The organism is bacterium SCSIO 12643 (assembly GCA_024398135.1).
Taxonomy (GTDB): domain Bacteria; phylum Bacteroidota; class Bacteroidia; order Flavobacteriales_G; family Salibacteraceae; genus CAJXZP01.
The window spans coordinates 1,975,541-1,989,812 of sequence record CP073750.1 but is presented as its reverse complement, the minus strand read 5'-3'; the positions used below and the strand labels follow the sequence as shown (position 1 = coordinate 1,989,812).

16 protein-coding genes are annotated in these 14,272 nt (G+C 37.1%); 9 read left to right on the top strand and 7 right to left on the bottom strand.

The features are described 5' to 3' along the window. The first annotated feature begins 122 nt into the window (after positions 1-122). The 9 genes from KFE94_08425 (at position 123) to atpG (ending at position 6,202) form a co-directional block, all read left to right on the top strand. A complete protein-coding gene (locus KFE94_08425) occupies positions 123-521 on the top strand; it encodes a polymer-forming cytoskeletal protein (protein ID UTW68123.1) in 399 nt (132 codons plus the stop codon). Next, entirely contained in the window at positions 484-711 is a 228-nt protein-coding gene (locus KFE94_08420) for an AtpZ/AtpI family protein (protein UTW68122.1), read from the top strand. The genes KFE94_08425 and KFE94_08420 overlap by 38 nt, the downstream gene beginning before the upstream one ends. Next, a complete protein-coding gene (locus KFE94_08415; protein ID UTW68121.1) occupies positions 711-1,100 on the top strand; it encodes a hypothetical protein in 390 nt (129 codons plus the stop codon). Before KFE94_08420 ends, KFE94_08415 begins: the two co-directional genes overlap by 1 nt. Before the next feature lie 197 nt (positions 1,101-1,297). Beyond that, positions 1,298-2,344 carry a F0F1 ATP synthase subunit A gene (atpB, locus tag KFE94_08410; GenBank protein UTW68120.1) on the top strand — a complete coding sequence of 349 codons (1,047 nt, stop codon included), beginning with the start codon at positions 1,298-1,300 and terminating at the stop codon, positions 2,342-2,344. Positions 2,345-2,378: 34 nt separating this feature from the next. Further along, complete coding sequence (gene atpE / locus KFE94_08405) at positions 2,379-2,573, top strand: ATP synthase F0 subunit C (protein UTW68119.1); 195 nt, start codon at positions 2,379-2,381, stop codon at positions 2,571-2,573. Positions 2,574-2,642: 69 nt separating this feature from the next. Then, the gene (locus KFE94_08400; GenBank protein ID UTW68118.1) at positions 2,643-3,143 is read left to right on the top strand and encodes a F0F1 ATP synthase subunit B; all 501 of its coding nucleotides are present in this window, start codon (positions 2,643-2,645) and stop codon (positions 3,141-3,143) included. Between the two features lie 7 nt (positions 3,144-3,150). Then, a complete protein-coding gene (gene atpH / locus KFE94_08395) occupies positions 3,151-3,705 on the top strand; it encodes an ATP synthase F1 subunit delta (GenBank protein ID UTW68117.1) in 555 nt (184 codons plus the stop codon). A 15-nt stretch (positions 3,706-3,720) separates the two neighbouring features. Beyond that, positions 3,721-5,295 (top strand): F0F1 ATP synthase subunit alpha, encoded by a 1,575-nt coding sequence (atpA, locus tag KFE94_08390; protein UTW68116.1) that lies wholly within the window; start codon positions 3,721-3,723, stop codon positions 5,293-5,295. A 28-nt stretch (positions 5,296-5,323) separates the two neighbouring features. Further along, entirely contained in the window at positions 5,324-6,202 is an 879-nt protein-coding gene (gene atpG, locus KFE94_08385) for an ATP synthase F1 subunit gamma (protein UTW68115.1), read from the top strand. Positions 6,203-6,279: 77 nt separating this feature from the next. Here atpG and KFE94_08380 read toward each other — a convergent pair whose 3' ends face one another. The 7 genes from KFE94_08380 to KFE94_08350 all read right to left on the bottom strand — a co-directional run bounded on the left by KFE94_08380 (position 6,280) and on the right by KFE94_08350 (position 14,269). Continuing rightward, a complete protein-coding gene (locus tag KFE94_08380) occupies positions 6,280-7,635 on the bottom strand; it encodes an FMN-binding protein (protein UTW68114.1) in 1,356 nt (451 codons plus the stop codon). Between the two features lie 10 nt (positions 7,636-7,645). Further along, on the bottom strand, positions 7,646-8,560 hold the full coding sequence (locus KFE94_08375) for a cobalamin biosynthesis protein CbiX (protein ID UTW68240.1): 915 nt from the start codon (positions 8,558-8,560) through the stop codon (positions 7,646-7,648). Positions 8,561-8,630: 70 nt separating this feature from the next. Further along, a complete protein-coding gene (locus KFE94_08370) occupies positions 8,631-9,206 on the bottom strand; it encodes a hypothetical protein (protein ID UTW68113.1) in 576 nt (191 codons plus the stop codon). Between the two features lie 85 nt (positions 9,207-9,291). Continuing rightward, a complete protein-coding gene (locus tag KFE94_08365; protein ID UTW68112.1) occupies positions 9,292-11,067 on the bottom strand; it encodes a cbb3-type cytochrome c oxidase subunit I in 1,776 nt (591 codons plus the stop codon). Positions 11,068-11,083: 16 nt separating this feature from the next. Continuing rightward, the gene (locus KFE94_08360; protein UTW68239.1) at positions 11,084-11,884 is read right to left on the bottom strand and encodes a hypothetical protein; all 801 of its coding nucleotides are present in this window, start codon (positions 11,882-11,884) and stop codon (positions 11,084-11,086) included. 496 nt (positions 11,885-12,380) lie between these two features. After that, positions 12,381-13,511: a quinol:cytochrome C oxidoreductase gene (locus KFE94_08355; GenBank protein UTW68238.1), complete on the bottom strand. Its 1,131-nt coding sequence runs from the start codon at positions 13,509-13,511 to the stop codon at positions 12,381-12,383. A gap of 95 nt (positions 13,512-13,606) precedes the next feature. Continuing rightward, complete coding sequence (locus KFE94_08350; GenBank protein UTW68111.1) at positions 13,607-14,269, bottom strand: c-type cytochrome; 663 nt, start codon at positions 14,267-14,269, stop codon at positions 13,607-13,609. Positions 14,270-14,272: the final 3 nt, after the last annotated feature.

Sequence of the window (14,272 nt, the reverse complement as noted above, 5' to 3'; positions counted from 1 at the left end):
TAAATATTTCATTTTCTGTTCACATTTAAGATTTACCTATACCCTTACAAGCCTTACACTTCGTAGGAATTCCTATATTTGCCCTCCGAAAACCAACAACTATGTTTAATTCAAAATCGAAAATGGCAAAATCAAACGAAATAGACGGGGTAATGCGCAACCACCTGGCTGCAGGAACTCAAGTAAAAGGTGATATTGTAACACAAGGTGATATTCGAATTGACGGAAGAGTTGATGGTTCGATCACTTCTAAAGGAAAACTTGTTGTTGGAAACACTGGAGTTATTGAAGGAGAGGTGAACTGTGTAACAGGAAATGTTTCAGGGAACCTTAAAGGTATTATTAATGTATCAGAAATGCTGAAAGTTCAAGCTACAGGAAAAATCAGTGGCGAAATCACCTACGGCAAACTATCTGTGGAGCCAGGTGCAGAATTAGAAGGTAAACTTTCTATTTCAGGAAAAGTAAAAGCAATTTCATCGGGTGGACAAGAACAAAGACAAAAAGAAAAGACCGCTTAATACTGCGATTCAACTTACAGGTGTAGGAGCGCAAATGGGCGTCACTATATATTTAGGTGCCAAACTGGGTAAATACTTAGATACCCAATATCCCAATGACAAAAACTGGTTTACCATAGGCATTACTTTATTTGCAGTGGCGGTATCTCTTTACAATCTCATCCAACAAGTCAACAAACTGAACAAGTAATGTGGAATAAACAACCATTATTAGTATTCACTGCGATACTATCCATAGCATTGTTTATCTCCTACTTCATTCACGCCCACTATGTCTCTCAATATACTGACATCACAACAGGTCAATTCTACTTATCCTATTCGGTAAACTTTATTCTCACACTGGCAATAACGATCACCCTATATATGCTACGTATAAAACAAGCCCATAACCTGGGTTTTATTTTTATGGGAGGCAGTTTATTCAAGTTTTTAATCTTCTTTTTGATCTTTTATCCGGAATACGCATTAGATGGAGAAATCAGCAAGACCGAATTTGGTTTATTTTTTATTCCTTACGCCATTTCTCTTACGTTAGAAACAACTTTTCTCATTCGTATTCTCAACAAAATGGATTAGTTGATCAAAGATTCGATCCAATACCTTCCAAAAAAGATACTTTTCGCGCACTATCTATAACGCTACAAATCAGATATATATTAACTTTCCAAGCATCATGACTTTTGCATGAAATAAAATCAACTTTTTTGCTATCATATATAAAATCGAATACCTAATTTCGCAGCCTAATTTTAGCAACCATTTTGTTGATTGAAATGCAAAGAAAAGTATACACAAAAGTTTTAGTCGCGATAATGATGCTTTTTGCGATTAATCTAAACGCACAACATCACGAGACTTCTTCCAATTCACATGAGGCTGGTATTACTGATGAAACAGTAAAAGAAACCATTGATCATCACCTTATTGATTCTTATGGATTCAGTATTTTACATGGGGTTGGATTTCCACTTCCGGTAATCTTATGGAATGATAACGGATTACACATATTTAGTTCTTCTAAATTACATCACGGTGTAGTGGAGAGCAACGGAGATTACTTCAAAGAAGCGCACGGTAAGATTTATACTACTGACGCTGAAGGAAACTTTATGGATGATGGACATGGTCACCATGTTCACCCATTAGACTTTTCTATCACCAAGAATGTATTTACCATCATGTTGACTGTATTGATTTTATTCTTCCTATTTAAAGGAATGGCTAAATCATACAACAAACAATTACCATCCGGATTTGGTAGATTTATGGAGCCAATCATCATCTTTGTTAGAGATGAGATTGCGATTCCAAACATTGGTGAAAAGCACTACAAAAAATTCATGGGTTATTTATTAACCATCTTTTTCTTCATTTGGTTCTTAAACCTTGCGGGATTGATGCCTTTTGGATTCAATATCACAGGTAATATCACGATTACTTTCTCTTTAGCAATCATGACGTTTATCTTAACGCAAATCAACGGTAAGAAGGACTACTGGATGCACATCTTCTGGATGCCAGGTGTACCAACTCCAATGAAAATCATTTTGGCTCCAATTGAGTTACTTGGAGTATTTATTAAGCCTTTCGCATTAATGATTCGTTTGTATGCAAACATTTCAGCAGGGCATATTGTATTAATGAGTTTGATCGGTTTAATGTTTACGTTCCATAGTTACTTCGCTGGAACTGCATTCTTCGGTTTAACTATGTTCTTGTCTTTAATTGAGCTACTTGTAGCTGCATTACAGGCATATATCTTCACTGTATTATCAGCACTATACTTCGGTATGGCAGTTGAAGAGCACGGTGATCACTAATTAAGTATATATTAATAATTAAATTTTATAGATTATGGAAATTCCAGCTATCGTAGGTGCAGGACTTGTTGTTATCGGTGCAGGTATCGGTATTGGTAGAATCGGTGGATCAGCAATGGACGCTATCGCTCGTCAACCAGAAGCTACTGGTAAAATTCAAACAGCTATGCTTATTGCTGCGGCTTTGATTGAAGGTATTGGATTTGCTGCATTATTCGCAGTAAACTAAAAACTTAAGATTGCAGTTACAACGGTTGGTTGTAACTGCTTCTTTATAAAATTTATTTAAAGAATAAAAATGGAAAGTTTATATAACGATTTTTCGGTTGGTCTTTTTTTCTGGCAAAGTGTACTTTTTGTCATTCTACTTATCATTTTAAAGAAATATGCATGGGGTCCGATTCTTAACTCTGTTGAGGAAAGAGAAGAAGGTATCCGTAATGCCATTGACGAAGCTAAAGCAGCTAAAGAAGAAATGGCTCAGCTTAAATCTAGCAATGAAGAATTGTTAAAACAAGCTAGAGTTGAGAGAGAAGCAATGCTAAAAGAAGCGCGTGAAACAAGAGATAAAATTGTTGGCGATGCTGCTTCTGAAGCAAAAGCTGAAGCTGAAAAAATTACTGCTAACGCTAAAGCTGCAATTGAAGCTGAAAAGCAAAAAGCTATGGTTGATATCAAAAATCAGGTAGCTGAATTATCAATTGAAGTAGCTTCATTGATTCTTAAAGAAAATCTTTCTTCTGATGACAACCAAAAAGCATTGGCTGAGAGATATGTAAAAGACTTGAATTTGAACTAAGATGAAGTTGAATAAAGCAGCAACACGTTACGCTAAAGCATTGTTAACATTTGCTATTGAGCGCAAAGAACTTGACGCAGTGAATACTGATGTTATGACAATGCAAAATGTTCTTACCGAAAGTAAGGAGTTAGCTATGATGATGAATAGTGCTGTAATTCAAGAAGAGAAAAAAGTGTCTATCTATAAAGAAATCTTTGCTGATAAGATTTCTGCGACAACTTTAAACTTCATGATTCTGTTAGCTAAGAACAGCCGTTCATCAATTATACCACATATTTTCAGTGCATTTGAGAAGCAATATAAAGCTTATAACAAAATTCTATCTGTAAATATTACTACAGCTAGTAAAATGGATGATGAGCTTAAAAATGATCTCGTAGCATTCTTAAAGAAAGACGCCCCTGACAGTACAATTGAAATCAACGAGGAAATCAATCCTGATTTAATCGGTGGTTTTATTTTCCGTACAGATACACATCAAATTGATGTAAGTGTTGCCAACAGGTTAAAGACACTTAAAAGGGACTTATATAATACAACATACACAAGCAAATTATAATCTGAACTTACAAAGATGGCAGATATAAATCCAGCTGAAATAACAGCAATATTAAGAAACCAGCTTTCTGGGTTTAATTCAGAAGCTGAATTAGAAGAAGTAGGAACCGTTCTCCAAATTGGTGATGGTACTGCAAGAATTTATGGTTTAACTAACATCCAATACGGTGAACTTATTGAGTTTGAAAATGGCTTGGTAGGTATGGCGTTGAACCTTGAAGAAGACAATGTTGGTGCTGTACTTTTAGGACCTGAAGGGGACTTAAAAGAAGGTTCAACAGCAAAACGTACTAATCGTATTGCATCAATCAACGTAGGTGAAGGTATGGTTGGCCGTGTGGTTGACACATTAGGAAATCCAATTGATGGTAAAGGTCCAATTCAAGGTGAGTTGGTTGAAATGCCATTAGAGCGTAAAGCTCCTGGTGTTGTTTTCCGTCAGCCTGTAAACGAGCCACTTCAAACTGGAATTAAGTCTATTGACGCGATGATTCCTGTAGGAAGAGGACAACGTGAGTTGGTTATTGGTGACCGTCAAACCGGTAAAACTACCGTTACTATTGACGCGATTATCAATCAAAAAGAATTTTATGATAAAGGCGAGCCTGTATACTGTATTTATGTAGCGATTGGACAAAAAGCTTCTACAGTTGCACAGATCGTTAAAACTTTAGAGGATGCTGGAGCTATGGCTTATACTACTGTTGTATCTGCTTCTGCTTCTGATCCAGCACCAATGCAAGTATATGCACCATTCGCAGGTGCTTCAATTGGTGAGTATTTCCGTGATACCGGTCGTCCAGCTTTAATTGTGTATGATGATTTATCAAAACAAGCTGTTGCGTATCGTGAGGTATCACTTCTATTAAGACGTCCTCCAGGTCGTGAGGCTTATCCAGGTGACGTATTCTATCTTCACTCAAGATTATTAGAGCGTGCTGCTAAAGTAATCGCTGATGATGATATCGCTAAAACAATGAACGATTTACCTGAGTCATTAAAAGACAAAGTAAAAGGTGGTGGTTCATTAACAGCACTTCCAATTATTGAAACTCAAGCGGGTGACGTATCTGCATATATTCCAACTAACGTAATTTCGATTACTGACGGACAGATTTTCTTGGAGTCTAACTTATTCCTAGCAGGTGTACGTCCTGCGATTAACGTGGGTATCTCTGTATCTCGTGTGGGTGGTTCTGCTCAGGTAAAATCAATGAAAAAAGTAGCAGGTACATTGAAGCTTGACCAGGCTCAATACCGTGAGTTAGAGGCTTTCTCTAAATTCGGTTCTGATTTGGATGCTGCAACTAAAGCTGTACTTGATAAAGGTGCTAGAAACGTGGAGATCTTGAAACAAGCTCAAAACTCACCACTACCGGTAGGAGAGCAAGTGGCAATTATCTATTTAGGTTCTAAAGGATTACTTCAAGCTGTTCCTGTAAAGGATATCAAGAAATTTGAAGGTGAATTCTTAGAAACTATGAGAACTTCTCATAAAGCAACTTTAGATGCATTAGGAGCTGGTAAATATACCAACGCTGAAACTGATGTATTGGAAAAAGTAGCTGCTGATATGACAGCTGCATACTAAATTTTAGAACACGTTAAAAACGTAAATAATGGCAAGTTTAAAAGAGGTAAGAAACAGGATTACATCGGTGAATTCAACGATGCAAATCACCTCTGCCATGAAAATGGTATCTGCAGCTAAGCTTAAAAAAGCACAAGATGCAGTTACTCAAATGAGACCTTTTTCTGAAAAACTAACTGAAGTTTTATCCAATTTAACTTCAAGCTTGGATTCTTCAGAAAGCATCTACGGTCCTCATGGCGAAGTGAAAAATGTTTTATTGATTCCTGTCACATCAAACCGTGGTTTATGTGGTGGTTTTAATTCTCAAATTGTTAAAGCAACAAAAGATCTTATCGATAACAAGTATTCGGATAAGAATGTAAAAGTGCTTAGCATTGGGAAGAAAGCAGCCGATGTAATGGTTCGTGACGGATATGCTGTTACTGATGGAACTTTACCAGAGCATGCAAACGAACTTTTCGATGATCTCACCTACGATAACGTAGAGCAGGTTGCTCAAAAGGTTATGGATGCATACGCTGCAGGTCAATTTGATGAAATCGTATTGGTATACAATACTTTCAAAAATGCGGCTACTCAAATTGTAGTTGAAGAGCAGTTCCTACCTGTTGTTCCACCAGAAAGCAATGATTCAAGTGCTACAGTGGACTACATATTCGAGCCAAACAAAGAAGATATTTTGGATGTAATCGTTCCTAAATCTTTGAAAACTCAAATTTTCAAGGCGATTTTGGACTCATTTGCCGGAGAGCAAGGTGCACGTATGACTGCGATGCATAAAGCGACTGACAACGCATCTGAACTACTAAAAGATCTAAAATTAACTTATAATAAAGCGCGTCAAACTGCTATTACAACGGAGATTCTAGAAATCGTTTCCGGTGCAGAAGCAATGAACGCTTAAGATTATACGTTTTATTTACAATATCTAAAGCCCGACTCTAATTAGAGTCGGGCTTTTTTTATACTTATGATTAATAATTACTTCTTGCAAACAGTGGAGATTCCATCTAACACCGCTCCGGTCGGGCATGCGATTCTACACCAGATAAATGGAAACTTCAGGTTAATTAAAACTACAGATATTCCTACCAATAACCACCCCGAAGCAAAATCCAATCCGAATAAATCAGGGAAAACTTCATAATTTCCCCAGGATCTTAGACCCAATAAAACTCCGGTTAATAAAACAATAGCAAACGCATTTCTAATTCCACTCACCCACTTATTGGATAGAAAGAATTTAGACACCCATCTTTTACCCGAAATTTGGACGCTCAAGCGCTGAACATGACCAAATGGACAAACATATGTGCAATAGGTGTTTCGTCCCCATATGCCCCCTAAAATGGAGAATAGCGCATAAAATGCAATCAATGGAGATAGGGTAGTTCCCAGAAACGGATGAATAAAACTAATATAGGTAAAAGAGCTATTCATAAAAAACCCAATATAAACCACAGAAACGATGCTCAAGATTCTAATGTCTCGTTTCGATTTCTTGTATTTTTTCTGGAAACCATAAACAAACATTAATCCTATAACCATAATATGGAGTATCCACAACCAGGAATCTATTGCTTCGACCGTAAAAGAACTCATCCATCTATCCTGATCCAAATGATCGGTAAACTCCTCGCTAAACTGATGCACCAAATCCGTAACTGTAGATGCTATTGCAGTAGTTGTTAAAGTCGCTCCCGAAACCGCATCAATTTCATGCATTTCTTCCAGGGGCAGATCTACATAGGTATTATAATAACCAGCTTTCTGAACCTTCACCAGATAGCTTTGTGTTTCTTTAGAAGATATATGATACACTCGTTCTAAAGCGCCATTATCATTTATCAGAATTCCCACATTGATAGGACCACCATAACCTTTGATATGACGAATAATACCTCCGCTTTCGGCATAATAATATGTTTTATCCTTCCACTTTACCTCGATATATAAAAAGTCTCCATCAATAACCGGCTTCGTCTGTATAGGATCATCTATCAACTTTTTAATCTTCCCCTCTAATCTCCTTTGATATTCCGGATCAAACGCCACATTTTCTCCTTCTAAAGCTACCATGCCGAAATTATCAACGCCAGTATCTTGCTTGTCGATCAATACCCAGCCATCTCCTCTCGTTTCTACATCACCGATCTCACCAAATGACTTTGTTTCACGATGCGCTCCAACTAAAATAGGTTTGGCATATTCTGTTTCTTCAATTTCAAGATCTCCCAAAACATCCGCAACCTGTAACGGGCCATTTATCCAGAAAAACAAAAAAAAGGCACCTGCAATCAATGTTGCAAGCACCTTCTTTACAGGTATATTATTCAAATTCATTTCATTATAAACCTTTCACGGTTTTAATTGCAATGTCCTTCACCCAATTATTAACGTTGTCATCAGGTAATATAGCATCCTGTACATATAGTACGTTATCATCCACCTTGACCGCATCAACCGCCTTCTGGATAATATCCTTTTGGAAATATGGGTCATTCGCAATAAGAACAGGAACCACTACGACATTGTCATTTAATTCCTGCAATTTTTCGATCCCTTTGATTGTTGGCTCTGTTGAATAATGAACCAAATGACCACACCATGCATAAGCAATATCCTTATGTCCGGTTTTCATCTTAAGATATTTACCGATGTTCTCCACCATTTCTTCCCATTGCTGGTTATATTGCTGATCACCGTATGCCACTAAAAGTACTCCCTCATTGTCCGGGTTCTTACTTAAAGCGTTTACTCTACGTTCTACGTTCTTTTTCAAAATCGAAGAGTAATCCAATGGCGGTGCAATTGTAACTCTTGCTTTTGCACGATACACTTCTATTTTTTCTTTCTTAAGCTCTTCCTTAATCTTAGGGTCAGCACTTAAACCAACAATGACCGGAATGTCATGTGAATAATGAGAGCTCACAGTCAAAAAAACCGGTACAATAACTACTTCATCATAACCTTCCTCGTCAAACTCCTTCATTCGTGTTGCAATAGAAGGCTCAGTGTATTCCATAAACGCAGTTCTTACGTCCGCAATACCAGGTTGCGCCAATAACTCATCCTCAATCTTTGTCTCAATATCTAATAATTGATTACGCCAGGATTCCGCCACAGAACCGTGATTCACAATTAACACTGCAGTCTTTTTTCCTTTTCCTGTAGAAGCCTTTTCCTCACTCTTCGTACCACTACATGACCCTAATACCCAAATTAATATGGATAGTATTATATAATTTTTCATTTCCCTTATTTAGATTCATTCTATTTAGTGACAAATGAATGACAAAAGAAAAGGGCCGACAATACCTATTATTAGGTATTTATTTGCGGACGGTATCATCCAGCAATTCGGGTAGTTTTATTTTGAGCTTAAAAACATAAATTAATGTATTCAGGCGCTTACGTGAAAAATCACTTCCGGAAGCGACCAATCTAAAACCCATACCCGCACCAACCGAGAAGTACTTTAGCACATCAACCATTCCAGTCATATAGGGTTCATACACAAAAACAAAACTACTATTAGCCGTCTGTCGCTCTCCATTGAGGTCAATATATCTATCCCAGGACCTTCCGCCTCCCACAGAAGCATATATACTCATAGAAAAAGGCTTCACTTTGTAAAAGGTATACTCCGCATAGAACACCCCGTAATGAAAGAAATAATCTGCATTTACAGACCTATCATCCACAATAATGGCGTGTTGAATTTCCTTTCTTAACCAACTGTAACCAACTCCCAATTTAAAGGTCTTATTAAAATCCAATCCCGCACGTGCACCACTTATGATTGCCCATTCATTTGCAAAAAAAGAATTTCGGGACTCCAGCTTTAAATCCAATCTGGGTTTATATTTTAAACTGGTTTCAATAGAATCAAAAAATTGTGCATACATAGATGTAGTTGAAACCATCAATAATAGCACAACAAAAAAGCCCTTGCACAACGGCAAGGGCTTTCCTTTTATAGTTTTATTAAGCTTAGTGCTCTCCATCTACTTCACCGTCCTCCAAAGGTACAGTTTGTAGTACAAAATCTTCTGGTTTTCCAGGTTTACTATAATCGTAAGCCCATCTATGAACTACAGGTAATTCACCTGGCCAGTTTCCGTGGATATGCTCAACAGGAGTAGTCCATTCTAATGTATTTGCTCTCCATGGATTTTGAGGTGCTTTTGGTCCTCTTCTAATTGAATAGAAAAAGTTAAAGAAGAAGATCACCTGAGCGAACCCGGCAATAATTGCGAATACTGTCATCAACACGTTCATGTCAACGAAAGTGTCGAATAATGGAAACTCTGAATTTGTATAATATCTTCTAGGTACACCTGCCAATCCTAAAAAATGCATTGGGAAGAATACTCCATATCCAGAGATCAGAGTCAACCAGAAATGCGCTATACCCATTTTTTGGTTTAACATTCTACCATACATTTTTGGGAACCAGTGATACACACCTGCAAACATCGCATTTACAGCAGAGAATCCCATTACAATATGGAAGTGAGCGACAACAAAGTAAGTATCGTGAACTGTAATGTCTAATGCAGAATCCGCCAAAATAATACCAGTTAAACCACCAGAGATGAATGTTGAAATCATACCGATTGAGAACATCATCGCAGGCGTAAACTGAATATTTGCTTTATATAAAGTCGTAATGTAGTTAAATACTTTTACCGCTGAAGGAATTGCAATCAACAAAGTGGTAAATGTAAATACACTTCCTAAGAATGGATCCATACCTGTTACGAACATATGGTGACCCCAAACGATAAATGATAAGAATGCAATTGCCAAAATAGAACCGATCATCGCTTTATAACCGAAAATAGGTTTACGTGCATTGGTTGCAATAATCTCAGAAGTCAGACCCAAGGCAGGTAATAAAATGATATACACCTCCGGGTGACCTAAGAACCAGAATAAGTGCTCGAATAAAATTGGAGAACCACCATTGTAATCTAATGCCTCACCAGCGATGAAGATATCTGACAAGTAGAATGATGTTCCGAAACTTCTATCAAATAATAATAATAGTGCTGCTGATAATAACACTGGGAATGATAACAAACCAATAATTGCAGTTACCAATAAAGCCCAAATTGTTAATGGCAGACGTGTCATCTTCATACCTGTGGTACGAAGGTTAACGATCGTAACGATATAGTTCAAACCACCAATCATAGACGATGCGATGAACAATGTCATACTCACTAACCATAATGTCATACCCAAACCTGATCCAGGCATTGCTTGTGGTAATGCACTCAATGGAGGATAAACTGTCCAACCTGCTGATGCCGGTCCAGACTCAACAAACAATGAGATCACCATGATTACAGAAGAACCTGCAAATAACCAGTATGATAACATATTCATAAATCCTGAAGCCATATCACGAGCTCCAATTTGGTAAGGAATCAATAAATTGGCAAATGTTCCACTTAAACCAGCTGTTAAAAGGAAGAATACCATAATAGTTCCGTGGATGGTACCTAAAGCCAAATACATGTTTGGATCCATAATACCCTCTGGAGCCCATTTATCTCCCAGGAAGAAATTTACAATTGCAAAACCTTCACCAGGCCATGCAATTTGAATTCTAAATAGAATAGACATGATCATACCAATAGTTGCCATAAACATCCCTGTTACCAGGAATTGCTTAGCAATCATCTTATGATCCTGACTAAATACGTATTTGCTAATAAACGTTTCGTGATGATGATCCGCTGCGTGTGCTGTGTTGCTCATAGTCAATGCTTATTAATTATTTAAGAGCTAGTTTATTATCCGTTTCTGTTAATCCCAAAGCTGCCATTAATTTTGAATTAAATGTGCCTTGCTCTGCTATCCATTTCTCGTAATCCTCTGGAGTATCTACTATAATATTCATTTGCATGTTATAGTGAGCCGCTCCACAAATCTTATTACATAACAAGATATAATCGAATTCAGGATTACCAGTTTTCTTACGCATTTCTGCAGTAGTAATCGTAGGAATAAATCTCATACGAGTAATCATCCCAGGAACACAGTTCATTTGCGCTCTAAAGTGAGGCATAAATGCACTATGAATTACATCTTGAGAACGCATTTGAATATTCACCTGACGTCCTACAGGAATGTGCATTTCAACCTTTACTAACTTATCATCTTTAGCCGCATTTTTCGCCAATTCATTGTTTCTTCTGAATGCATGAATTTTTGCCAACTGAGTTTCTTTATGATGAATTGCAGCAAGTTTTTCTTTTTCTTTTAAACCATCTTCTGGTACGTGCTTCAACTCCTCATTCAATTCATCAATTTGAGCATTCAGCTCCTCGATACGAATATCAATAGTAGCTTCAGTTACCAATCCAAGTGGATTTACAGTATTGATGAAATTAAAGTTTGCTTTTCCTAATTGGTTATCAGTACCTGCGTATCTAGCAGTCCAATCAAACTGCTTTGCATATAACTCGATATTGATTGCATCCTCAGCAACATCACCATTAAATTCATCCCAGGTTTTTAAACCGTAGATAATGATTACTGCCAATACAGATGCTGGTACTACCGTCCAAACCATCTCAAGCTTATTGTTATGTGTGATGAACTCTGCTTTAGAACCAGGTCTTGCATAGAATTTCAACACAAACGCTACAAATACCACATGAGTAATAACGAATGCTACGATAATAATCAGCCAGTTTAAATCAAATAAAAAGTCAATACTTTCTCCATGAACCGAAGCAGCTTCAGGTAGTACATGAGGTCCCCATCTAAGAACCACCCATATAAATAACCCGAAATATCCAATTAAAAATAATAACCACGAAAACGCTCTAGCACGATTGTCTTTCCAACTTACAGTTGACTGGTCATTACCACTAAGTTTTGAAGTAAGTTCAAATACGCGAATGATTTGAACAATTAAAATCACACCTAACAGTGTAGCGAAGCCTAATAAAAAGCCCATATTGATTGATTTGGTTTATAAATTTTACGTTTCAATTTGGTAGAATCAACTACCAAAAAATAAAATGAAGCACCAGATTTATATCATCTGATGCTTCACTAATTTCTTAATTAATATGATGATGTTTACTCTCATCAAGCAACGGATGGTTTTTAACCACCAACGGAGCTTTTGCAAGTTCTTTAAACACCACAAACAGGAACATTCCTAAATATCCTAGCATCATTCCTAACTCAACAACACCAATGTGTCCGTCTGCTTTCATAGCTCCAGGAGTGATCAAATAATAGATGTCCATCCAGTGGCCAAAGAAAATAATAACCGATACAAAAGCAAGTATATTTCTGTTTCTTTTTGTAGTCTTAGACATCAAGAATAACATTGGCACTAAGAAGTTGATTAGAACCATTGACCAGAAAGAAACTGTATAATCATTAATACGAGGAATATAGTAAGTTACCTCTTCCGGGATATCTGCATACCAGATCAACATAAACTGGCTGAAGAATAAGTAAGTCCACAAGAAAGATATACCGAAAATGAATTTCCCTAAATCATGAATATGACTTGCATTTACTTCTTTTAAATATCCTTTGCTCATCAAGTAATGCGTGATTAGGAATACCATGATCATACCACTAATCCACATACCAGAGAATACATACCATCCATAAAGTGTAGAGAACCAGTGTGCATCAATTGACATTAACCAGTCCCATGCTGCAACAACAGATGTATAACCGAAGAATACCAAAAAGATCGCTGAAGTTACCATACTTGCTTTGTAGATTTTTGTTCCACCTTCCATATCTTCTTTCAAAGACTTTCTTCTGTAAATAAGAGTAAAAAGTGTCCAAACTCCAAGCATAACGATAGCTCTTGTCCACCAGAATGGCAAGTTCAGATAAGGCTCTTTATGTTGTAAAATTGGATCATGCGCCACAGCTTCAGGATCCATCCAGTGATAGATGTGATTCCATTGCATAGATGATGCGATAAACACGATAATTAATGTAACTGCTCCAATTGGCACATATAAACTTACGGCTTCAAAAACACGCTTTAAAACCACAATCCAACCTGATTGTGCAGCTGAATTGATAGCAATAAATACGGTACCCATTAAAGCTGTACTAAAAAAGAACCAGCCGTTAATCAAGGCACTAGTCCATATACGATGACCACTAACATCTCCGTCTACAATTCCGTAGATGATCGATGCAACTCCAATCAAAATCAATGCGATAAAGATCTTTTTGGATTTATCTGTAAAAGTGAATTGGTCCATTTATCTAAAGTTTCTTGTATTATTAAATCTTAGAACTATATTTTTTAATGTGAATCAGCGAGTACTACAGTATCAGCCGCTACTTCCTGCGCTGCGTCCTTAGCATATAAAGCTGCAACATCATGTCCTTGTAACTTCTGAACATAGAATACCAATTTCCATCTATCCTCTTGCGAAATTTGAGATGCATGTGATCCCATCATGTTCTTACCATAAGTGATCGAGTAAAAGATCTTACCAGCTGGTAAGTTTTTAATTGATCCATCATACGCTGGTGGTGGTGGAAAATCAGAATTGTTAATTACACCTCCGTCACCTTTACCGGTTTTACCATGACAGTGCGAACACATTTTACCGTAAATTACTTTACCTTCTTTTAAAACTTCATCACTGTAAGAAATTGGATTTTTTAAATCCGCTGCCATAGCGTATCCTTCATTTGATTCAGGAATCATAAACGGCATGTAACCACGAGGAATAGTTCCTTCTGCAGGTAGACGTACTTCCATACTGTCTTTAGCATACTCGTCCTCTTGTCTCATATTTGGCTCTAGTGCCGGACTTCTATACATGTCTGGCATATACTCCACTCCAGGAGAATTAGGATCGGATGAACAAGAATGTAAACTCAATCCTATAAGACCAATAAATAATGCTCCAGAAATCTTCTTAGCAATACTTAATACATTTAAATCGTTTCTTTTCATTGT